Annotated in this window: 19 protein-coding genes; 9 read left to right on the top strand and 10 right to left on the bottom strand. The window is 51.2% G+C overall.

The window, feature by feature from the left end; genetic code table 11:
* Positions 1-25 precede the first annotated feature (25 nt).
* Genes ACO0K8_RS12885 through lptF form a run of 3 tightly spaced genes read right to left on the bottom strand, consistent with a single transcriptional unit; the run spans position 26 to position 2,689 of the window.
* Complete coding sequence (locus ACO0K8_RS12885; RefSeq protein ID WP_422947060.1) at positions 26-403, bottom strand: sirohydrochlorin chelatase; 378 nt, start codon at positions 401-403, stop codon at positions 26-28.
* Between the two features lie 13 nt (positions 404-416).
* Entirely contained in the window at positions 417-1,547 is a 1,131-nt protein-coding gene (lptG, locus tag ACO0K8_RS12880; protein WP_422947059.1) for an LPS export ABC transporter permease LptG, read from the bottom strand.
* On the bottom strand, positions 1,544-2,689 hold the full coding sequence (lptF, locus tag ACO0K8_RS12875) for an LPS export ABC transporter permease LptF (RefSeq protein WP_422947058.1): 1,146 nt from the start codon (positions 2,687-2,689) through the stop codon (positions 1,544-1,546). The genes lptG and lptF overlap by 4 nt, the downstream gene beginning before the upstream one ends.
* A gap of 48 nt (positions 2,690-2,737) precedes the next feature.
* Between lptF and ACO0K8_RS12870 the strand changes: the two genes are divergently transcribed.
* From ACO0K8_RS12870 to ACO0K8_RS12860, 3 genes are all read left to right on the top strand, one after another.
* Positions 2,738-4,237 (top strand): leucyl aminopeptidase, encoded by a 1,500-nt coding sequence (locus ACO0K8_RS12870; protein WP_422947057.1) that lies wholly within the window; start codon positions 2,738-2,740, stop codon positions 4,235-4,237.
* Positions 4,238-4,338: 101 nt separating this feature from the next.
* On the top strand, positions 4,339-5,103 hold the full coding sequence (gene xth, locus ACO0K8_RS12865) for an exodeoxyribonuclease III (protein ID WP_422947056.1): 765 nt from the start codon (positions 4,339-4,341) through the stop codon (positions 5,101-5,103).
* A 229-nt stretch (positions 5,104-5,332) separates the two neighbouring features.
* Positions 5,333-6,217: an HDOD domain-containing protein gene (locus ACO0K8_RS12860; protein ID WP_422947055.1), complete on the top strand. Its 885-nt coding sequence runs from the start codon at positions 5,333-5,335 to the stop codon at positions 6,215-6,217.
* A gap of 77 nt (positions 6,218-6,294) precedes the next feature.
* Here the strand turns inward: ACO0K8_RS12860 and ACO0K8_RS12855 are convergent, their stop codons facing one another.
* The 5 genes from ACO0K8_RS12855 to prpB form a co-directional block, all read right to left on the bottom strand.
* Positions 6,295-8,184 carry a propionate--CoA ligase gene (locus tag ACO0K8_RS12855; RefSeq protein ID WP_422947054.1) on the bottom strand — a complete coding sequence of 630 codons (1,890 nt, stop codon included), beginning with the start codon at positions 8,182-8,184 and terminating at the stop codon, positions 6,295-6,297.
* 148 nt (positions 8,185-8,332) lie between these two features.
* Positions 8,333-9,523, bottom strand: coding sequence for a 2-methylaconitate cis-trans isomerase PrpF (gene prpF / locus ACO0K8_RS12850; RefSeq protein WP_422947053.1), 1,191 nt, complete (start codon positions 9,521-9,523; stop codon positions 8,333-8,335).
* Positions 9,524-9,609: 86 nt separating this feature from the next.
* Positions 9,610-12,204, bottom strand: a complete 2,595-nt coding sequence (gene acnD, locus ACO0K8_RS12845; RefSeq protein WP_422947052.1) for a Fe/S-dependent 2-methylisocitrate dehydratase AcnD — start codon at positions 12,202-12,204, stop codon at positions 9,610-9,612.
* A complete protein-coding gene (gene prpC, locus ACO0K8_RS12840) occupies positions 12,204-13,352 on the bottom strand; it encodes a bifunctional 2-methylcitrate synthase/citrate synthase (protein ID WP_422947051.1) in 1,149 nt (382 codons plus the stop codon). Before prpC ends, acnD begins: the two co-directional genes overlap by 1 nt.
* 143 nt (positions 13,353-13,495) lie before the next feature.
* Entirely contained in the window at positions 13,496-14,386 is an 891-nt protein-coding gene (gene prpB, locus ACO0K8_RS12835) for a methylisocitrate lyase (protein WP_422947050.1), read from the bottom strand.
* 267 nt (positions 14,387-14,653) lie between these two features.
* On the opposite strand from prpB, the gene prpR reads away from it, so the two are divergent.
* The 5 genes from prpR (at position 14,654) to ACO0K8_RS12810 (ending at position 20,281) form a co-directional block, all read left to right on the top strand.
* Entirely contained in the window at positions 14,654-16,270 is a 1,617-nt protein-coding gene (gene prpR / locus ACO0K8_RS12830; protein ID WP_422947049.1) for a propionate catabolism operon regulatory protein PrpR, read from the top strand.
* 70 nt (positions 16,271-16,340) lie between these two features.
* Entirely contained in the window at positions 16,341-16,721 is a 381-nt protein-coding gene (locus tag ACO0K8_RS12825) for a response regulator transcription factor (protein ID WP_422947048.1), read from the top strand.
* A complete protein-coding gene (locus ACO0K8_RS12820; RefSeq protein WP_422947047.1) occupies positions 16,721-17,332 on the top strand; it encodes a chemotaxis protein CheC in 612 nt (203 codons plus the stop codon). Before ACO0K8_RS12825 ends, ACO0K8_RS12820 begins: the two co-directional genes overlap by 1 nt.
* On the top strand, positions 17,332-18,306 hold the full coding sequence (locus ACO0K8_RS12815; protein WP_422947046.1) for a diguanylate cyclase: 975 nt from the start codon (positions 17,332-17,334) through the stop codon (positions 18,304-18,306). The genes ACO0K8_RS12820 and ACO0K8_RS12815 overlap by 1 nt, the downstream gene beginning before the upstream one ends.
* Before the next feature lie 382 nt (positions 18,307-18,688).
* Positions 18,689-20,281 (top strand): sensor histidine kinase, encoded by a 1,593-nt coding sequence (locus tag ACO0K8_RS12810; protein ID WP_422947045.1) that lies wholly within the window; start codon positions 18,689-18,691, stop codon positions 20,279-20,281.
* Positions 20,282-20,540: 259 nt separating this feature from the next.
* Here ACO0K8_RS12810 and ACO0K8_RS12805 read toward each other — a convergent pair whose 3' ends face one another.
* Together ACO0K8_RS12805 and ACO0K8_RS12800 are read right to left on the bottom strand one after the other, a co-directional pair.
* The gene (locus tag ACO0K8_RS12805) at positions 20,541-21,350 is read right to left on the bottom strand and encodes a hypothetical protein (RefSeq protein ID WP_422947044.1); all 810 of its coding nucleotides are present in this window, start codon (positions 21,348-21,350) and stop codon (positions 20,541-20,543) included.
* Between the two features lie 266 nt (positions 21,351-21,616).
* Complete coding sequence (locus ACO0K8_RS12800) at positions 21,617-22,384, bottom strand: helix-turn-helix domain-containing protein (protein WP_422947043.1); 768 nt, start codon at positions 22,382-22,384, stop codon at positions 21,617-21,619.
* Positions 22,385-22,697: 313 nt separating this feature from the next.
* Here ACO0K8_RS12800 and ACO0K8_RS12795 point away from each other — a divergent pair, with 313 nt between their 5' ends.
* Positions 22,698-23,480 (top strand): YebB family permuted papain-like enzyme, encoded by a 783-nt coding sequence (locus ACO0K8_RS12795; protein WP_422947042.1) that lies wholly within the window; start codon positions 22,698-22,700, stop codon positions 23,478-23,480.
* Positions 23,481-23,604 lie beyond the last annotated feature (124 nt).

The following is a 23,604-nucleotide window of genomic DNA, read 5'->3' as shown; positions in this document are numbered from 1 at the left end:
TTCAAAAAAAATGCCTGAGGACGTTTTACACGCTGACAGCCCTGATGCAATAGTCGCGAATCGCCTGCAATACCGCGGGGTCTTCGCCGGCCGCCTCCAGCTGCTCTAGTTCCAAAGCTGGGTAACTGACACGCAAAGCATCGACCATCACCGGCAAGTCGCGCAAGACGTGCCCGCCCTGCCCTAAAAATATCGGCGACACGGTCACTTTTTCACAAGCCTCTGCCACCAGTTGCGCCACCAGATCAGTCAAATTTGGTGTCATGAATTCCAAAAAAGCTAACTCGACGCGGGTATCAGGCAAACTCTCTTGCGTCATTTTTTGCAGTCTTTGAAAAGGTGCCGCCCAACGTGGGTCGCGGGCACCGTGGGCGAATAAGATAAGGGCAGTATTTTTTTTCATCACTAATAATCTATCAATGCCTATCGACATAACGGATCGCGATCATCGCAATCATGGAAAACAACAAACTAGGCGCTAATGCGGTAACCGGTGCCGGCCAGGTATTAAGTAAACCTACATGCGAAAACAGGCTATTAAATAAATAGAACACCAAACCTATCATGATACCGCTGAAAATCTTCAGACTGATGCTGCCACTTCTTACATGCAGATAGGCAAACGGCAGCGCCAAAGCCATCATCACCAGAATCGCAAACGGATAAGTGATTTTCTTCCAGAACGCGATCGCGTAACGCTCAGAATCTTGCTTATTATCGGTCAAATGTTTGGTATAGGCCGCTAAGTCATAGGCCGACATGCGATCCGGGTCGACAAAAATTACTGACAAAATATCCGGGGTAATTTCGGACACCACATCCCGACTTGCAAATTTTTGACTAGGGATAGATAACATATCCTGTTTCGCCAAAGTCTTGGGAAAGGAAGTCTCAACCACATCAAACAAACGCCAAAGGTTCTTGCCCTGGTATTCGGAACGGGCTGCCGTGATTTCTCTGGATAAATGAAAATCGCTGTCAAACTCATAAACTTTTAATCCTACTAATGAACGATCCGGTAAAACTTCTCTAACGTTCAAAATTCGCGATCCAATTACGGGTCCACTTAATCCATTGGCTTTGATCAAATCCTTGGTCCATAAACCACTACGAAATTCCTGGGCGATGGTCGCGCCCATGGTACTCACTTTGAGTTTTTCCGCCTGTTTGGTCGAGTATGGAGAAATGATCTCGCCAAACAAGAAGGTCACAGCGACAAATACCAGTCCGATTTTCCCAAGAATAATGCCGGCCTTAACGGTAGACATACTGGCTGCGCGCATGATGGTAAATTCGGAATTCGACGCAAACTGCGCCAGTACATAGATAGTCCCGATCAATACCGCAATAGGCATGAACTCATACACATAACCGGGTAGACGTAATGCAATATACACAGCGGCGTGAGACAAACGATAGCCACCCCGGCCAACTTCGGTTAGCTCGCCCATTAAATCAAAAAATGAAAACAGCACCAGCAAAGCGAGCATGACAAAGCTCACCGCGCGTATGATCTCAGTACCAAAATAGCGCTGCAATACTTTCATGAACATCTCTTTTCTTTGCTACCCATACCATTGAGCAAGCGACATTTTAATTTTGACCACAACACCAAGGGGTGCGAACCACTATTCACCATCACCCGCCATGAAAACATCAGTACCACGACCGACAGTGCCGCCAAGTGCATAGGCCACCACGCCATCATTAGTGCTAATTTTTCTTGAACCACCGCCTCTTGCACAATATTGAGTAAATTCAGATACACCGCCACCAGCAACAAGGCGATGATCAGATTCGCCGAACGCCCTACCCTTGGATTGACATATCCCAAAGGCACGGCTAACAGTAGCAATATCGTCGCCATCAAAGGCAGGGAAATGCGCCACAATAATTCACCCCGGTTAAATTTATTCGGATCGTCCAGCAACTCTGAAAGCGACAAGGACTTGGCGTTTTTATTTCCAGCTGCTGCCTTGGTCTGGGCTGCCACCAAGATGCCATACTTCTCAAATTCCATCATCTGAAAATCCGCTTCACTTGGCAGGCCATCGTAACGACTGCCCTTACTCATGACCAAAAATTTATCGCCGTGCGCATCGATCTCCATCTTCCCTTCGCTGGCGACCACCACGCTGGATCTGCCATTTTTATTGGTATTGATGAAGACATTTCTGACTTTGGCCAAATCGCCGGTCACTTCTTCGACAAAAAAGATGCGTTCAGAAGAGGCCGATTCTTGAAATTTTCCGGGCGAGACTTTGGCAATATCGCCGCGCTTTTCGTATTGCTCGCGCAATTCAGAGCTTTGGCGATTTGCCCAAGGCGTGGCAACAAAACTCAGTAAGCCGGTAAGTAAAATAAAGGGGAGGCCAAAACTAAGTACAGGCCTAATCCATTGGGTCAAACTTAGACCCGAGGCAAACCAGACCACCATTTCAGAATCCTGATACGAGCGTGTCACCACCAGCAAGACTGAAATAAAACCAGTCAGTATGAGTAACACGGGTAAATAGGTGAGTGAAGAATATCCGATCAAAGTGATCACATCAGCCGATGCCACCTTACCTCCGGCCGCTTGACCGAGGATCTTGATAAGCATAAAAGTGATGGTAATTGTGAAGAGTGTCGTAAACACAGCGCCTGCGGCACTGAACAATTCACGTCTAAGCGCGCGCTGAAAAATCATGGAGGGTTATAATACCTGTTTTACGAAACTTACAAAGAGGAGTAATACGTGGACTTTAGCATAAAAACATTCGACGCCAAAAGCACCGTGAATACAAGCAAAACTGGCTGCGTAGTTGTAGGCGTGTTCGAAAACAAAAAATTAACAGCTGCAGCCACTGCTTTGGATAAAAAAGGTGCCATTTCTGCGGCCTTGAAATCAGGCGACATTTCTGGCAAAGCTGGCACAACGCTATTATTGCGCAATGTAGGCGAAGTTGCAGCAGAACGTGTGTTATTAGTTGGTTTAGGCGAAGAAACTGCGACAGTCGCAGAAAAATCTTTTGTTCAGGCAGCGCAGGCCGCCGCCCGCAGTCTAGCAACTTACGGTGCCAATGATGCCATCCTTGCCTTGCCAGACGTAAGCGGACGCGATGTCGCATGGGCTGTGCGCACCATCGTTGTGGCTTTTCGCGAATCGATTTTCCGTACTGACAGCCTAAAAAGCAAAAAAACAGCCGTCAGCACAGGCGTTAAAAAACTAGCTATTGCGGTTGCAACGACTCAAGCAGCGGGCGCAAAACTGGCCTTGACAAATAGCGTGGCTCTCGCCAACGGTATGGATCTGACCAAAGAATTGGGGGATTTACCTCCAAATGTTTGCACCCCGACCTACCTGGCGAATACGGCAAAAACCATCGCAACTGACTACAAGATGGGCATAGAAGTACTGGAGCGCAAACAATTGCAGGCGCTCAAGATGAATAGCTTCTTATCGGTCACGAATGGCTCTGAAGAACCGCCAAAATTCATCGTTTTAAAGCACATGGGCGGTAAAGCCAAAGACGCTCCTACCGTCTTGGTCGGCAAGGGCATCACCTTTGATTCCGGTGGTATTTCTTTGAAACCAGGCGCGGGCATGGATGAAATGAAATACGACATGGGTGGCGCTGCTTCGGTCTTGGGTACCATGCGTGCCATCGGCGAGATGAAACTGAAGTTGAACGTCATCGCGGTCATCCCGACTTGCGAAAACATGCCTTCAGGTAAAGCGACACGTCCAGGCGACATCGTAACCTCAATGTCCGGCCAGACCATAGAAATCCTCAACACCGATGCGGAAGGTCGTCTGATCTTGTGTGATGCACTGACCTATGTAGAACGTCTGAAACCGGCGGTAGTAGTGGACGTAGCCACTCTGACGGGTGCCATCATTACTTCACTTGGCCATCACAACACAGGTCTGTTCACTCGTCACGACGCTGAGCACGACAAGCTGGCGGCTGAATTGCTGGCGGCGGGCAAACAAACCGGTGATACTGCATGGCGCATGCCTATAGAAGAAGCGTATAACGAGCAATTGAAATCGAATTTTGCCGACATGGCAAATATCGGCGGCCCAGCCGGCGGTAGCGTTACCGCAGCCTGCTTCCTCGAGCGCTTTACCAAGGCATACACCTGGGCTCATCTGGATATCGCTGGTACCGCATGGAAGTCTGGCGCGGCCAAAGGTTCTACCGGTCGTCCGGTACCTTTGCTGACTACCTTCCTGATGAATCGCGCAGGCTAAAATGTCTATATCCGTTTACCGCTGGTGACCGGATATGCTGACCACACCGCGCCCTGTAAAATATAGGGCGCGGTTTTTTTATTTTTTTTTGAGGCTCAAACATGAAATTAGTCACGTGGAACGTCAACTCCCTGAAGGTACGTTTACCTCAGGTATTGCAATGGCTAGAGAGCAATCCCGTCGATGTCTTGTGCCTACAAGAAACCAAGCTAACAGATGATAAGTTTCCACACGCTGAAATTGAGGCAGCCGGTTACCAGGTCGTTTTTAGCGGTCAAAAAACCTATAATGGAGTGGCAATTTTATCGCGTCACGCCATCTCGGACGTGCAAAAAAACAATCCTTTGTTTGAAGATGCTCAACAGCGCATCATCGCAGCTACCATCCAGGGCATGCGCATTATTTGTGCTTATGTACCAAATGGTCAGGCACTCGATTCTGAAAAGTATCCCTACAAACTCAGTTGGCTAGCTTCCTTGCGTGAATGGGTAAAGCAGGAAATGAGCCAGCATGCTTCCTTGGCCGTATTAGGCGACTACAACATCGCGCCGGAAGACCGCGATGTCTATGACCCAGCCGCGTGGGAAGGCCAGAATCTGGTCTCGCCGCCTGAGCGCGCCGCGCTGCAAGCCTTAATAGACCTAGGTTTAAGCGACAGCTTCCGGATGTTTGAACAAGCCGAAAAATCCTTTAGCTGGTGGGATTACCGCCAACTTGGCTTCCGCCTCAATAAAGGTGTACGTATTGACCATATTTTATTGTCAGCCACTTTAGCCGCCCGTTGCAGCTCTTGCGTCATAGACAAAATACCGCGCAAATGGGAGCAACCATCCGACCACGCGCCTGTCATCGCGACGCTAAATTAAAGACAATTTTTGGTCTTAACGCGCATTAATGAAAAGAAATATCATTCCTAAAATGTAACAGAGGATACTGTTCATTGACCTGCAGCTACAAGTAGCTCAGAATGAAGCGATCGAATAGTCACGCAGCAAAGTAATAGAAGCTAAGCAATATAGCAGGTATACGTTTGGCGTTAGATCTGGTCCGGTAGACCCGGTTTGTATTGATATCAATGTGAAACAAAATTCTGCCATGAATAAAACTGAAGCCCTTAATGTTCTTATCCTACAGGCGAATAGGGGAGAGTTAGTATTTTCTACCAATGTCGCCACGACACTGAAAATCCAAAAAGCTCTGGACGATCCGAATTGCAGCGTAGACACTGCCAGCAAATTGGTATTGAACGAGCCCTTATTATCAGCCCGCGTGGTGGCGATTGCTAATTCCGTCGTGTATAGCCGCATGGGAAATGACGTCAGCAACGTCAAGGCGGCAATTTCGCGCCTGGGCTTTCGGACTTTACGCTCGGTAGTCGCTTCGTTGGTGGTGCGCCAATTGGCTGGTTCCAGTAAAGATCCTGCAATACGAGGCATGATTAATAAACTATGGGAACACTCGGCACAAGTGGCGGCGCTGGCGCAAGTGATGGCAAGGCGCATCACTAAGCTTGATCCGGATACCGCGATGTTTGCCGGTATCGTGCATGAAGTTGGTGGGTTTTACCTACTGTCACGCGCTGAAGAGTTTCCGTCTTTGCTAGAAAAAGATGATTTAAGCGCACCACCTGCTCCGAATGATTTGCCTTCCTTCACAGATACCGTAATCGACAGAGAATCCGCAGAAGCTGTAATTGGTCGCGCAGTATTAAAAAACCTGCAACTACCACAGCCCGTAGTCGATGCGGTGGAGGCATTGTGGTACGGATTGCGCGCCATGCCGCCCGAATCTCTCGGTGATACTTTGCTGCTAGCGAATGAATTAGCCAAGACTCCGTCACCACTGGATACCCGTACCGATACCGAAAGCAATCGCTACACGTCGGAAATCGATTTCGTAGTTGGAGAAGGTACTTTACACAGCATCTTGGAAGAGTCAGGGGAAGAATTTAAAACCCTGGCAGCTGCCCTGATGACTTAGTTTGCTATTCTGATTTGTAAAAAAAGGGGCTTGCGCCCCTTTTTTACTATCTACATCTACTGCAAAACAAAACTGTATCAAGCAAAGACTGCCGCCTTAATCTGTAGCAAGGACGTAGGATCTTCTATCGTCGTTAAATCTCCCGCGTCACGCCCCTCGCAGATCGCCTGAATTGAACGACGCAGCAATTTGCCCGAACGCGTCTTCGGCAACATTAAAACGAAATGAACGCGCGACGGCCTGGCCACCGCACCGAGCTGCTTATCGACCACCGCCATTACTTCGGCCTCCAGCGCACGCCTACCCTCCTCGCTGGCCACCATATCAGGATGCTTCAGGATTGCGAAAGCTACTGCGACTTGTCCCTTAAGTTTATCCTCGACGCCAACGACCGCTACCTCGGAAATCTGAGGATGACTGGAGATGCTCTCTTCAATTTCACGCGTGCCTAGCCTGTGACCGGCAACGTTAATCACATCATCGGTGCGACCGAGTATGAAGTAGTAACCATCGGCATCTCGGATGCCCCAATCAAACGTCGAGTACAGCTGTTCGTGGGCAAAATTCGACCAATAGGTTTGCACGAAGCGCTTGTCATCGCCGTACACGGTTTGCAAGCAACCTGGTGGCAAGGGACCTTTAATCGCGACCACCCCTTTTTCATTTGGCGCGCATTCCGCACCCGTATTTTCGTTGATGATGCTGACGTTGTAACCGTACATCGCCACTCCGGGGCTACCTAAACGCGTTGCGGTATTTTCTATGCCACGCGCCACCGACAGGATAGGCCAACCGGTTTCAGTCTGCCAGTAGTTGTCGATGATAGGCACGCCCAGTTCACTGGAGATCCAGCTGGAGGTCGTTTCATCAAGAGGTTCCCCTGCCAGATACAGTGCTTTCAATGACGACAGATCATACTTTTCCATCAGCTCCGGCGGATGTTTTTTCAGCACGCGGATCGCTGTCGGCGCCGAGAACATGCGCGTCACTTTATATTTCTCAACAATACTCCACCAGATACCGGCGTCCGGCCGTATCGGCGTGCCCTCGTACATAATGGTCGCCATACCGGCAATCAAAGGCCCATACACGATATACGAGTGACCCACGACCCAGCCAATATCAGAAGTGGCAAAATAAGTCTCACCTGGATTGCCACCAAAAATATGCTGCATGGACGACGCCAGCGCTACCGCATAGCCGCCAACATCACGCTGTACACCTTTCGGATTGCCGGTAGTGCCGGAAGTGTACAAAATATATGAGATCGCATTCGATTCCAGCCAGGTGACCGGCACCTGAGCGTCGAAATGCTGTTCGCGCAGTGTCGCATATGCGACATCACGCCCCGCTACCAATTGCATAGGATCGAGATCTCGGTCTATCAGCAAGACCCTGGCTGGTTTATACTGCGCCAAACTAATCGCCTCATCCAGCAATGGTTTGTAGGGCACCGCCTTACCACCGCGCATACCAGCGTCGGCCGAAACGATTAACACAGGTTTCGCGTCGTCGATGCGGGTCGATAAACTCTTAGAGGCAAACCCACCGAACACCACAGAATGCACGGCACCGATACGCGCGCAAGCGAGCATGGCAAATGCCGCTTCAGCCACCATAGGCATATAGATCAAGACCCGTTCGCCCTGCCTAACACCCAAATCGAGCATGATGGCAGCCATACGCTGCACTTCGCGATCAAGCTCGGCGAAGCTGTACACCTTCTCAGTATTGGTTTCGGTAGAAATCGCGATCAGCGCTGCTTTATCGGCCTGCGTGGCAAGCCAGCGATCGACTGCGTTATGGCAGAGATTGGTTTGTCCGCCGACGAACCACTTGGTAAAAGGCGGACGGGAATAGTCGAGCACTTGCGTGTACGGCACTTTCCAGTCGATCAGGCTAGCTTGCTTATCCCAAAAAGTGGCGGGTTCTTGTATCGATTGCTGGTAAAAGGCTGAGTAAAACATGCGATCTCCTTAAGTGCGTCATTTAATTATTACCTCCCACTCTTTAGCGGTGTCAGAGGTATTTTATTTGTCAGTTTGCCGTAAGCTACCCAAAAAAAACGCGGCCATTTGAAGGGCCGCGTTTTCTTGTTTTTTCATGCTGCGCCGTTCAAAACGCATCGCCAGGTACACGTACCCAGCCTTCCATTAAGACGCGTGCGCTGCGGCTCATAATGGCCTTAGTCACGCTCCATTCGCCATTAATTTGGCTCGCCTGCGCGCCTACCCGCAAGGTGCCGGAAGGATGGCCGAAGCGCACCGCCTCACGCAATCCGCCGCCCGCGGCAAGATTCACCAGTGTGCCCGGTATCGCGGCAGCGGTACCGATCGCCACTGCAGCGGTACCCATCATGGCGTGATGCAGTTTCCCCATAGACATGGCACGCACCAGCAGATCAATGTCACTGGCATTGATCTGTTTACCGCTGGACGAAACATACGCTGCCGGTTTGGCGACGAAAGCCACTTTAGGTGTGTGCTGACGATTGGCGGCTTCAGCGATGTCCTTGATCAGGCCCATGCGTAGCGCACCATGGGCGCGTATGGTTTCAAATTTAGCCAAGGCCTGAGCATCGCTATTGATAGCATCTTGCAGTTCGGTACCTGTATACCCTATCGCTTCGGCGTTGACGAAAATAGTCGGGATACCGGCATTGATCATGGTAACTTTCAGGGTGCCTATACCAGGCACTTCCAGATCGTCCACCAGATTACCAGTAGGGAACATCGATCCGCCAGCGCCATCTTCATCGGCCGCCGGATCCATAAATTCGAGCTGTACTTCTGCCGCCGGGAAAGTCACGCCATCGAGTTCAAAGTCGCCGGTTTCCTGCACTTCACCATTGGTCATAGCTACATGGGCGATGATAGTCTTCGAAATATTCGCCTGCCAGATGCGAACCACCGCGACACCGTTATCCGGCAGACGGGCAGCATCGACCAAGCCTGCACTAATTGCAAACGAGCCGACTGCGGCAGACAAATTGCCGCAATTACCGCTCCAGTCAACGAAGGCCTTATCGATAGCCACCTGGCCGAACAGATAATCGACATCGTGATCAGGCTTAGCGCTTTTGGATAGGATGACAGTCTTGCTGGTACTGGAAGTCGCGCCGCCCATGCCGTCGATCTGCTTACCGTAAGGATCCGGGCTACCGATCACGCGCAGCAACATGGCATCACGCGCAGCTCCTGGCACTTGCGCCACCGTTGGTAAGTCTTGCAGACGGAAAAATACGCCCTTGCTGGTGCCGCCACGCATATAGGTGGCGGGGATTTTAATTTGAGCTACACGGGTCATGCTAATTCCTCTTCTGAATATGCGATACACACCACCCGCACCAGAGACTGGTGCGGTGGGCGCGAAAGGTGCACCCTACAACTGATTTATGCCGCTTTGGTCGACTCAAGAAAATCCTGAGCAAAGCGCTGCAAGACACCGCCGGCTTCATAGATAGCCACTTCTTCAGCAGTATCCAGACGGCAGATCATAGGCACCTCTAGCCGCTCGCCATTCTTGCGATTGATCACCAGCGTCAAACTCGCGCGTGGTGTGCGTTCGCCTATCACATCAAAAGTTTCTGTGCCATCAATCTGCAAAGTCAGGCGCGTTACGCCAGCTTTAAACTCTAGCGGCAAAACGCCCATACCAACCAGATTGGTTCTGTGGATGCGTTCAAAGCCTTCGGCCGCAATCGCTTCCACACCCGCCAGGCGTACACCTTTGGCGGCCCAGTCACGCGATGAGCCCTGGCCATAATCGGCACCGGCGATGATGATCAAGGGCTGCTTGCGTTCCATATAGGTTTCTATGGCTTCCCACATGCGCGTCACTGTGCCTTCTGGCTCTATACGTGCCAGCGAACCAGCCTGCACCTTGCCGTCCTTGATGACCATTTCATTCTTCAAGGTTGGATTGGCAAACGTCGCGCGCTGGGCGGTCAGATGATCACCACGGTGCGTTGCGTAAGAGTTGAAATCTTCCTCAGGCAAGCCCATCTTCGCCAGGTAAGCACCGGCAGCACTGTCTAGCATGATGGCGTTCGACGGTGACAGATGGTCGGTCGTGATATTGTCACCCAGCACAGCCAAGGCTCGCATGCCTTGCATCGTGCGCTCACCTGCCAAGGCGCCTTCCCAGTAAGGCGGACGGCGGATGTAGGTAGTCTGCGGACGCCAATCGTACAGCGGGCTGACCTTCACGCCATCGTCCTCTTGCTTAGCGAACATAGGGATATACACCTTGCGGAATTGCTCAGGCTTGACGCTGGCAGCGACCACGGCATCGATCTCTTCATCCGACGGCCAGATGTCCGCCAAACGCACAGGCTTGCCATCAGCAGCTATACCCAGCACATCTTTCTCGATGTCGAAACGAATCGTACCGGCAATCGCATACGCCACCACCAAAGGCGGCGACGCCAGGAAAGCCTGCTTCGCATAAGGGTGGATACGACCGTCAAAGTTACGGTTACCAGACAGTACGGCAGTCGCATACAGATCACGTTCCACCACTTCTTTTTGGATCACAGAGTCAAGCGCACCGGACATACCGTTGCAGGTGGTGCAGGCAAAAGCCACCACGCCAAAGCCCAACTGCTCAAGCTCAGGCATCAGACCAGCTGCTTCCAGATACAGCGCAACTGTCTTAGAGCCTGGTGCCAGCGAACTCTTCACCCATGGCTTACGCGTGAGGCCCAGCTTATTTGCATTGCGGGCGATCAGGCCAGCAGCAATCATATTGCGCGGGTTATTCGTATTGGTGCAACTGGTGATGGCGGCGATGATCACCGCGCCATCAGGCATCAAGCCAGCTTCATTTTCTACCTTGCCGCTGATACCACGGGCCGCCAACTCGGAAGTCGGAACGCGGTTGTGCGGATTACTTGGGCCGGCAATGGTGCGCACCACCGAAGACAAATCAAAACTCAGTACGCGTTCGTATTCGGCATTTTTCAGTGTATCGGCCCACAGACCGGTTTCTTTTGCATACAACTCTACCAGCTGGACCTGTTCATCCTCACGGCCAGTGAGTTTGAGGTATTTGATGGTCTGTTCGTCGATATAAAACATCGCGGCAGTCGCACCAAATTCCGGTGCCATATTCGCGATGGTAGCGCGGTCACCCAAGGTCAATGCCGCGGCACCCTCACCGTAAAATTCAAGATAGGACGAGACCACTTTTTGCTTGCGCAAGAACTCAGTCAGCGCCAGCACCGTGTCCGTCGCCGTGATGCCTGCTTGTGGTTTGCCAGTCAGTGCTACGCCGATGATGTCCGGCAGACGCATCCAGGAGGCGCGCCCCAACATCACGCTTTCAGCTTCCAGACCGCCGACACCGATCGCGATCACGCCCAGCGCATCGACCATAGGGGTATGGCTATCGGTACCGACCAGAGTATCGGGATAAGCCACGCCGTCGGTGACTTGCACCACCGGGCTCATGCGCTCCAGGTTGATCTGATGCAAGATGCCGTTGCCTGGTGGGATCACGTCAACGTTCTTGAACGCCTTCTTGGTCCAGTTGATGAAGTCAAAACGGTCTTCGTTACGACGGTCTTCAATCGCACGGTTCTTGTTGAAGGCATCCGGATCGAAACCGCCGCACTCTACCGCCAAAGAATGGTCGACCACTAACTGGGTCGGCACCACAGGATTCACCAAAGCCGGGTCGCCGCCTTGCTCGGCAATCGCGTCACGCAGGCCAGCCAGATCGACCAGCGCTGTTTGCCCGAGAATATCATGACAGACCACGCGCGCCGGGAACCATGGAAAATCCAGATCGCGTCTGCGCTGTATGAACTGCTCCAAAGAAGCATTGAGCGTCGCCGGATCGCAACGGCGCACCAGATTCTCGGCCAGCACACGTGAAGTGTACGGCAGCTTATCGTAAGCACCGGGGGTAATGGCTTCAACCGCGGCACGGGTATCAAAAAAATCGAGCTTGGTGCCGGGCAGGGATTTGCGAAAATTGGTATTCATTATTGACGGTCCTTGATAGCGACAAACTGCAAATCATCAGGGCCGACATAGTTCGCGCTAGGACGGATAATTTTATTGTCGATACGCTGCTCGACCACATGCGCGGCCCAACCTGAGGTACGGGCAATCACGAACAGCGGCGTAAACATGGCGGTAGGCACACCCATCATGTGATACGAGACTGCCGAGAACCAATCCAGATTCGGGAACATTTTTTTGATGTCCCACATGACGGACTCTAAGCGCTCGGCGATATCAAACATCTTAGTCGAGCCGGCCTCGCGCGACAAATTACGCGCCACTTCTTTAATTACTTTATTGCGTGGATCAGAAACCGTGTACACAGGATGACCAAAACCGATCACCACTTCTTTGTTCTCTACGCGCTTCTTGATATCGGCTTCGGCTTCATCCGGATTGTCATAGCGTTTCTGGATTTCAAAAGCGACTTCGTTGGCACCGCCATGTTTAGGGCCGCGCAAAGCGCCGATCGCACCGGTGATGGCAGAGTGCATGTCTGAGCCAGTACCAGCGATCACGCGTGCGGTAAAGGTCGAGGCATTGAACTCGTGTTCCGCATATAAGATCAGCGAGGTATGCATGGCTTTTTCCCACGATGCGCTAGGCTTAACCCCATGCAATAAGTGCAGGAAATGCGCGCCGATAGAATCATCATCGGTCTCGACATCAATACGTTTGCCGTTGTGGCTAAAGTGGTACCAATACAGCAGCATGGAACCTAAAGACGCCATCAGACGGTCGGCGATGTCACGTGCACCTGGCGCATTGTGATCGTCTTTTTCTGGCAAAGTGCAACCCAGTACCGAGACACCGGTGCGCATTACGTCCATAGGATGGGCGCTGGCAGGCAAGGACTCGAGCGCCGCTTTCAGGTTCGCTGGCAAGCCACGCAAGGCTTTCAGTTTCAATTTATATGTGTGCAGTTCAGCCGCAGTCGGTAGTTTGCCATGCACCAGCAGATGCGCGATCTCTTCGAATTCGCAAGCGTCCGCCACTTCCAGAATATCGTAACCGCGATAATGCAAGTCGTTACCGGTTTTACCTACCGAGCACAGGGCGGTATTGCCGGCAGTAACGCCAGACAGGGCAACGGATTTTTTAGCTTTAAAAGGAACTGCTTCAGTCATGCTGTTCTCCAGTGAGGAAGATTTTATAGATAAAACTGATACTCCACCCTAGTACATTTTCAATGCGCACGTTATATATGCGCAAGAAGCTAATTTGTAAAAATTTTTAGGGGAGTATCCGTTTTTTGATCGTGTAGATTGATTTATTTGTTCTTTTGCTGGATGAACAGCGCATCGAGTTTTTGCTCGAAATCATGGTAGTTGATGCGTTCATACAATTCCATACGGGTCTGCATGGTATCGACCACGTTTTTCTGAGTACCGTCACGGCGGATCGCGCCATACACGTTTTCAGCGGCCTTGTTCATGGCACGGAAAGCGGACAAAGGATACAACACCAGACCGACATCGACCGCGGCTAACTCTTCCACCGTGTACAAAGGAGTAGCGCCGAATTCGGTGATATTGGCCAGGATAGGCACCTTCACGGCACTGGCAAATTGTTTGTACATCGCCAGTTCAGTAATCGCCTCAGGGAAAATCATATCGGCACCAGCCTCAACGCAAGCCAAAGCGCGTTCGATGGCTGACTCCAGACCTTCCACCGCCAGCGCATCGGTACGCGCCATGATGACGAAATTCTCATCGGTGCGGGCATCCACGGCGGCCTTGATGCGATCGACCATCTCTTGCTTGCTGACGATCTCTTTACCCGGGCGATGACCGCAACGCTTGGCGCCGACCTGGTCTTCAATATGGATGGCGGCAGCGCCGAACTTGATCATGGATTTGACGGTGCGCGCCACGTTAAAGGCGGATGAGCCAAAACCGGTATCGACGTCGACCAGCAAAGGCAGATCGCAGACATCGGTGATACGGCGTACATCGGTCAGCACATCATCGAGATTGGAAATACCCAGATCCGGCAAACCCAGCGAACCGGCAGCGACACCGCCACCGGAGAGGTAAATCGCCTTAAAACCGGCGCGTTTGGCCAGTAAGGCATGATTGGCATTGATGGCACCGACCACTTGTAGCGGAGATTCTTCTTGCATCGCCTTACGGAAGGCGGCACCTGCGGAGTATTGGGCCATATAGTCTCTCTTTGTTAGAAGTTGATTACGAAGTGAATTACGAAGTTGCGGCTAGTTTTGTTGTCTTGCTCTGCTATTGCAAGCCGCGTGCCAGTTTGTTAAAAGCTCAAAAAAATGAGGCTCTTCATATAATAATCAAAGACTTAAAACCAGCGGACGCGAATCAGAACTTGCACATACCGAATAAAATGTTTCATAATCACGTTTCATACCGCGCATTGAAACATCGATTGAAACATATATTGAAACACCACCTGAAACACCACAATGAAACATAACCCGCCTGTAGTCAGAGAAAGTAACGACAAACCGGTCATCTGGACCGTCTCGATCTCACGCCTGTTCGATTTGTTTCGCGACATCATGCTCGAATACGATGTCAGCGCCGATATCGAGCCTATCCACCTGGGCTTTGAAGAGGCGGCGCAATATATCCGGGAACGTCTACTCACCGAGCGTTGCGATGCCGTGATTGCGGCTGGTTCTAACGGTGCCTATCTGAAGAGTCGCCTGCCGATCCCCGTCATCATCGCCAAGGCCAGCGGCTTTGACGTGATGCAAGCCTTAGCCAGAGCCCGCAAGGTCTCACCCGAGATCGGGCTAGTCACGTATCAAGAGACCATGCCGGAGCTGGTCGAATTTAAAAATACCTTCGGTTTTAAACTGGAGCAACGTACCTATGTCACCGAAGAAGACGCCAAAGCGCAGATCAGAGAGCTCAAAAGTAAGGGTATCAAGGCCGTAGTCGGTGCGGGCCTGATCACCGATCTGGCGGAAGAAGCCGGCCTGACCGGCATTTTCATGTATTCAGCGACCTCGATACGCCTGGCTTTCGACGATGCTTTAGAGATCGCCCGTATCACACGTCTGGAAGCGGCACGAGGCCGACAAAATCCGGCCGCCGATTCTTTACGGGCGCGCCACAGCATCAATGACCTGCGCGGCGAATCGGAACCCATGCAAAATTTGCGTCATTCCATCATGCTGTTTGCCCGCTCGCCTGCCACCGTATTATTGCAAGGCGAAACTGGTACCGGCAAGGAGCTGGCGGCGCAAGCCATCCATAGCGAAAGCCCGCGCGCGCGCCAACCCTTTGTGGCCGTCAATTGCGGCGCGATTGCCGAATCCCTACTGGAATCGGAACTATTCGGCTACGAAGAAGGCGCCTTTACCGGATCACGCCGTGGCGGCCATGCCGGTCTATTTGAAGCAGCGCACCGCGGCAGCCTGTTTTTGGACGAAATCGGCGAAATGCCGCTGAGTCTGCAAACCCGCTTGCTGCGCGTGCTGGAAGAACGCGAAGTGGTTAGGGTGGGTGGCGTACGTCCAATACCAGTTGATGTCAGAATTATCAGTGCCACCCATTGCGACCTGGAAAACCGCATGCGCGAAGGACGTTTTCGTCCCGACCTGTTTTATCGTTTAGCCGTATTGCGCTTAGCATTGCCAGCCCTGCGCGAGCGCCAGGATGATCTGATTCCCTTAGCGGTCTGGTGTCTGAAACATTCACTGGCCGCCATGGGCGCCCGTCCCCACCCCAACTTGCAGGCCGAAGTGGTGGCCTGCGGAGAACTGTTCAGGCAATACCCATGGCCCGGCAATGTGCGGGAAATGCGCAATATGATGGAAAGATTGGCCTTATTCTTAGCGGCCGAGCCTTTGCAGGCACTCAGCCCCAGTTTTGTCGCAAAAATCACTCCTGAAATGTTAACGATGGTCAACTCCAGCACAATGCTCAGCCCCCCCACAGAAAGCTTATCCTTGCCAGCCTTAATGGAAAAATTCAATCACAACAGAGAGCGTGTCGCTGAATATTTAGGAATCAGCCGCACTACACTATGGCGACGCCTGGCACAACAAAAAAATAAGCGCAACACTAGCTGAAAAATCCCTATAGCCACTCCCTCTTGTTCAGGTAAAATCGGCAAATCGATGACCAGCCGAATAGCTAAACATGAACACTGAGCACACCCCAAAAAAATTGCTGATCGTTGACGACAGCAAGGTATCGCGTATGGTCATCAAAGCTCACATACTGGCCAAACATGCTGATTGGGAAATTATCGAAGCCGCCAGCGGCGACGCCGCCGTGCTGCTAGTCGACCAAGACACGCCTGATTACTGCACCATGGACATCAATATGCCAGGCATCCTGGGTACCGATGCGGCCGAGCAGATACTGGCGAAACATCCGGCCATGCGCATCGTCATTTTTTCGGCGAATATACAAGAAACTTTCCAAAACCGCGCCAACTCGCTGGGCGCGACCTTTGTCGCAAAACCGGTAACAGAAAAATCCATCGCACACGCATTAGAACATTTCGCTGGTAAATAATGGATACCCTCAGCGAACTCCATCTTGACGCGCTGACGGAAGTGTTTAACGTCGGTGCCGGACGCGCTGCCGCCAGTCTCAGCGAAATCGTCGGCGACGAAGTGAAACTCTCGGTGCCGTCGATAGAAGTAAAACGCAGCTCAGAAGCCGATAGCGCCATCATGACACTCAATAGTGCCAGGTTTGGTGCCGTCAGCCAGCAATTTTCCGGCCCTTTTGATGCTGAAGCCTTGCTCTTGTTTACCGAAGATCATGCGCTGGAAATTGTGCGCGACATGATGGGCTCGCAAATGAGCATAGAAGAGCTGGCAGAATTTGAACAAGAGGCGATGTGCGAGTTGGGCAATATCATCCTTAATGCCTGCCTATCGGCCATGGCAGACATGCTCAAAATCTCACTCAATAGCTCTTTGCCTAATTATAGAATCGCCACCGTAGAAGAGCTATTTAAAGGGCTCAACAATAGTCCTGATGAGCCTTACATTCTGGTCCTGCACATAGATTTGACAATAGAAAAACGTCATTCAGAAGGTCACCTGATTTTCCTGCTGAGTTCAATGTCGCTACGCAATCTGGTGACACATATTGACCGTTTTCTGGGAGCTATTTAATGAGCTCCGCCGTGCCTGAGCAGTTTTGTCTGACGAACATACTCAATGCCGTCAGCCTGGGTTTGATCGTCGTCGATAGCGACGAACAAATTTTGCTGTGGAATGAATGGATAGCCAAGAGCAGCGACATCCCTGAGCAGCAAGCCTTGCAAAAAAAAATTGCCGAGGTATTTAAAGAAGCGCCCAATCCGGCGTTCTTGTCGGCACTGAGAAACTCCTTGAATTACGGTTTGCCCGCAGTGTTGTCGAACGCCCTGCATCGTTCACCCTTGCCTTTATATGCGACAGCGGATGCAGACCAGGAAAAACAGAGAATCCATCAGTCGATCGCGATCACGCCGCTACCGGAAAATCAGGGCAAGCGTTGCTGTCTGATACAGATTTCCGATTCCAGCAACTCGATCAAACGCGAAAAAATGCTGCGCTCGCACTCAGAAATTTTGAAACGCGATGCCACTACCGACAGCCTTACCGGCATCTATAACCGGCGCTTTTTTGATGAACATTACAAGATGGCTCTGGGGCTATCGATACGCCAAAAATTACCTTTATCGATATTTATGGTGGACATTGATTTCTTCAAAGAATACAACGATTATTATGGGCACCCTGAAGGCGACAAGGCCCTGATCTCAGTCGCACAGACGCTCAAAGCACAGTTAGCACGTGCTACCGATGTACTGGCACGCTATGGCGGTGAAGAGTTCATACTGATATTGCCGAACATGCCACAAGAACATGCCGAGCCATTTGCCGAGCGACTAAGAGCGGCGATCTGGGATAGCAACATCCCCCATCTAAAATCGAAAATTGCCAGCCAATTGAGCATCAGCATAGGCGTGAGCACCTATGATCAGATCCAGCAAAACGACGTCAAATTACTCATACAATCGGCCGATAGCGCCCTGTATCAAGCGAAGCAACTAGGTCGCAATCGTGTCGCATTTTTTGCGCCAGATAAAATCAATTCTTAGCATCGTCGCAGCACCTGGGGCGATGTACCTTTCTGGCTGAATCAATCTCTGGAAAATGTGCGCTGTTCTTGACAATTACTTATAAGACTGGCAGTCTAATTAATATAAAAGTAAGACGAACAAGCAGCGTATCGCCCAATAGTCTATGCAAACACCCGGTTAAAATATTTTTTACAGAATTAGGCCTTAGGAGAAATCGCCCAGCATCATTGGGCCCCGCCTTGCCCTGCTACACCGAGCTTTCGGCGGTACATTTGGCTATTACAATTTTTCTGAGGCCTCAAGAGCAATATGCATCATTACAACGTCTTGCAAAATCGCAACTTTTATAGCAATATTTAGCCTTACCTTAGTGCTATCAATTTCCGGAAATTGCGGTGCCATGCCAAAAAAAAATCGTTCCGGTACGCTCTCCCTCAGAAATGCCATTGTGCTGGGCATCGCCCTAGGCATACTCTTGCCCGCCTTACTCATAGGCCCGTTCGTGGCGCAACAGAGTTATACGGCCGAATACGACGTTCGGGTACGTGGCCCATTACTGCAATATGCCAGCATGCTGGAACAAACTATGGCACCGCTGGTCTGGAACGTCGATACACAAGCCGCGCAAACCTTTATTAATTCAGTCATGCAGAACCCGGACGTCGTTAGTATCGTGGTGGAAGACGCCTCGTCTGGCAGCTTTGTCCGTGCCGATAGGCCGGAACGCGGTGCTGATGGCCTGATACGCGAGGTACGTGCAATCAAATGGAATGAAGTCTCGATAGGTAAAGTTACTATCAAGATGAGCGACAAGCTGGTAAGAGCCGAATACTTACAAAGTATGTATAAACTAATCGCGGCATTGCTGTTCCAACTACTGATTTCTTTCATCTTGGTGCTACTGCTATTTCAACGCCGCATCATGCTTCCGGTACGCCAATTACAAAATGATGTAGACCGGCTAGGCGAAGGTCAGCTCGAATACGCTGTAAAGGCCGCACGTGAGGATGAATTAGGAGATTTAGCGCATGGCGTTGACGATATGCGTTTAAAACTAGATGAACTCATCAAACAACAGGCCAGCCTGAATGCCACGCTGGAGCAACGCGTTACCGATCGCACTATCGCCCTGCACACGAGCAATGCCGAGTTAGGCAATACGCTGGAAAGTTTGCGCAATGCGCAAATGGAAATTCAACGTTCCGAACGTCTGGCGGCCTTGGGCTCTTTAGTAGCGGGCGTGGCACACGAACTCAATACTCCGATAGGCAATAGCGTAACCGTGGCGAGCACGCTACATGATCTGAGTGCCGAGTTTAAAGAAAAAATGGAGCACGGCTTAACCCGTTCCACTCTCGCTAATTTTGTCGACAAGAGTAGCCACGCTTGCGATATTTTATTGCGCAACCTCACCATCGCAGATGATTTGATCGGTAGTTTTAAACGTGTTGCGGTTGATAGAACCAGCGCGCAACGTCGCCAATTCTTGCTTGATGAGGTAATCAACGAAACCTTGCTCACCATGGCGAGCAGTTTCAAAGGCAATTTACATGAGGTAAAACTAGAGATACCGTCTGAAATAAAAATGGATTCGTATCCAGGGCCTTTCGGACAAATTCTTAGTAACCTTGTCAATAATGCGATGCTGCACGCGTTTTCTGAGCGTCAGCACAACGAACAAGCGGGGCAGATATTGATCAGCGCTGTGCTGCTGGCAGAAAAACAAAACGAGGTGGTGCAGCTGATAGTGAGCGACAACGGATCGGGTATCGCTGAAGACAACTTAGGACGTATTTTCGATCCTTTCTTCACCACCAAGCTCGGTCGCGGCGGTAGCGGACTTGGTTTAAATATCGTCTATAACCTGGTCACCGATGTGTTGGGTGGCACTATACGAGTAGAAAGTTCGCTGGGATTAGGCACGCGTTTTATTTTAACGCTGCCACTGCACGCGCCTAGCAGTGCCGAGACTTCACCTTATCAATTAACATAATACGGCGTCACTACTACGCAAAGCTGAACAAGCACCCTTAGCCACGGTTAGCGCTGTCGAACTGAAACCTGACAGGTAAAAATGCAATTGCCGGGGTATCGATAAGTAGTTAAGGCAGTAAGCAAGCAACTCTGCCAGAGCGCATATCCCATGCGGCTCGCAGGCCAGCGTGCCTGAAGACGCGCATGGAATATGCGCGCTGGGCTTATCCTTAGTATGAGTCAGTCAGCCTGATTTTTGACGATAGCCTATGCATTCATTAATCCCCTCCACATCCACCACCGCAACTACTACCACAACTACTACCACCGCTGCTGCCACCACCAGCGTCACAGGCGTCACCGGTGCTACCGGCACTACCCAGATCGCAGCTGGGATTACTAATACCTGATCCGCAAGCAGCACCATCTTGCCTGGTTTTTTTCTTAAGCAGTTGCGCATCATAAGCGTTTTGAGTGATCAAACCTGCTGCCAGCAATTCTGCGTTATTAAACCAAAAAGGAAATTGCATCTTTGCCTCCGCAATGCCGCGCTGATTGATCTGACTAAACCCTAATTCTCCACCTGAAACACGGTAAGCAAAGCCGCCCGGCATTTTCAAGCGACGGTCCAGGCCAAACAAGCTCGGCACTGTGCAACTTGCGAGTACCAAACCATCGAGTTTGCGCGCCGCAATCAGACTAGTTGCCAAGGCCAGATCCATCGTAATTGCCATCTGTCCGGCCTCTACGTGTGGAATAGCCCGTGCATAATGTTTGCAGCAGAAGCTATCTAGCTGCGCCTGCGACATGGCGCTCCATGCGTGCCAGACCGAGTCAGACGCCTTTGAGGGCAAGCCACATGCACGTTCACTGCGGCGAACGATATCAAAAAACATCAGCAGCCCCTCGGCGGCGCGGGCAAAAAAAATGGCATCGCTAGGGATGCCAGGGAATTCTTTATGCGCGGTATTTTTCCAGTAAATGAACAACTCATCTGGTAAATCCTCAAGTTGCTGACGATAACTAGAATCACGTATCAACATGTGCGCACGCACATTTACAATTTTACTTTTCAGGTTTTCTAACATTCAGACGCTCTCCTTCGTTCTTTTGTTTTGGTGATTTCATCATAGTAGAGAAAGATGACATTTGCGTTACATTAGAATGAGGGATAACACGTAGAGCTGCGTCGCCAAGCCCGGTTTTAGCCAATTAAAAACACACCCCTGCCAGCGCGCATATCCCATGCTGCTCCCAGGCCAGCGTGCCTGAAGAAGCGCATGGAATATGCGCGCTGGGCCTGCTCTTATTTTATCCTTGCGGATTAAACGCAGGATCGCAAGCGTCTTTAAAGTTAACAGCCCGCCAGAGAAAACCCGCGACTATCGGGTGTCCTGCGCAAATCAGAAAACACCTCGGGCTCCCACGGCCGCAGCGCCAGCAACAGGCTAGTGCCATGACGCGTATTGGCTGGTGTCGTGATGCCATCTTCATGCAAGTCGGTAAACTCTTGCAGCAAACGCTGCAGGCGTTGTTGAAAACGCAGATTGGCAGCTGGGCTCAGCATGGCGTGCTGAAAACGTAGCAATTCGCCCGGATGGCTGAAATCACTATCGAGGAAATCGCTTTGCGCGCGCTCGCGAAAAAACTGATGGATAGGCCCGCCCGCTAGCCAGGAAAAATCGCGTGCGATGCGCAGGCTGACGCGATTTTCGGGCATCAGCTTGATCATGCCCAAATGATCGAGCCGCAGCAGATGGGCAATCCCCTGCTCTTTAGTGATTTGATAGGTCGCCACAATCTGCTCCAGCGTCCAGTGGTTGAGCACGCAGATCGCCAGCAATACCCGGCGCGGATCGCTCACCAGTTCAGCCTCTTGCGCAGCACTAAGCTGACTCAAGCGCGGCTGCGCTTGCTGGGCTTGCAGCACCAACTCGGCCAACTCCAATTGCAGTAAATCGCAGATTGCCTCCAAGGTCTGCAGACTAAAACTTTGTTGCGAAAACTGCCGCTTAACGCTCGCCTCGCTCAGCCTCAAATGCTTTGCCACCTGCGCATAAGTGAGACCACGCGCTTTCAGCAAATTTTTTAGAGTGCTAATTAATAGATGGGTTTGCGACATACATGGGATCCTCAAGTTTGCATCAACGTAACACTGCGCCGGCATCTCACATCCATAGAAAGCAAGCGCATTCGCCGATCTCGTATCGAATATCGATACGATGAAGTACAAATTATGGATTATCTTACAAAATAGTTCGCGATATATTTTTAAGTCGCTACAGTTGCCACCTATGCAAAGGAAGACCAGACGCCCATCACAATTTTGCTGGCTTGCTGTTTTTGTTTTGCGCTGAGCAGGCGGACCCCAGCTTGGGGACTGCCCGCAATCTCAACGTAGAAAAATTTTCTTTTCATAAAACAGGAGATACATCATGCTTACTATCAACCGCACTATCACCCGTACTATCACCCGTACTACTGGCAGTGTGCTTACTAGATTTAGTCAGCGACGCAATGCAAAACCACGGTATGACGGCAGCCTGATCAAAGCCTTTAGCGCCGCCAGTTTGCTGAGTCTGGCGCTCGCCAGCACGGCGCAAGAGCTGCCGGCTCAAAGCGCACCAAACAGTATCAGTCGAGCGCAATTAGCCAGCCAATTAGAGGTGGGTGATGTGGTATTCATACGAGTTGCAGCGCTGCCGTTTAAAAAAGTCGCCAGTGCCACACTGAGCTGGACCAATCACGTCGGCGTGGTGATTGCGCAGCAGAGCACGGAGCAGGAGGCGCAGATAGCTGAAAGCACTTTTCCGCTTTCTAAAACCACGTCATTCTCCCACTTCGTGGCGCGATCCGAGGGTGGACGGGTTGAGGTAAGCCGGCTCACAAGCCCGCTGAGCGCGCCGCAAAAATTAGCGATACAAGCGGCTGCGCAAAAACGTTTGGGGATTTTTTATGACACCGGTTTCAATCTGCATTCCAAGCGCCAGTTTTGCTCGCGTTATGTACGCGAGGTGATTAAAGAGGCCAGCGATATCAATCTCGGTGAACCGGAAAATTTCGCTAGCCTGCTCAGCCATAATCCCGAGTTAGATCTGAGTTTTTGGCGTATCTGGTATTTTGGCAATATCCCATGGCAGCGCATCACCGTCAGCCCCGCCAGCCTAATGCGTAGCCCCGCATTACGTAGCCAATTCGACGGTATCGTCCACGGCTAAGCTCAACTCTAAGGCGGCTTATTTAGAAAATATCAGACCAGTACGCATATTCCATGCGGCTTACCAGCCAATACTGGCTTGAAACCCGCATGGAATATGCGCCGAAGGTATGCGGGAACTTCTA

Origin of the sequence: Undibacterium sp. Ren11W (genome assembly GCF_049340485.1) — a bacterium.
In the GTDB taxonomy this organism is placed as follows: Bacteria; Pseudomonadota; Gammaproteobacteria; order Burkholderiales; family Burkholderiaceae_D; genus Undibacterium.
This window is presented reverse-complemented; position numbering and strand designations above follow the sequence as displayed.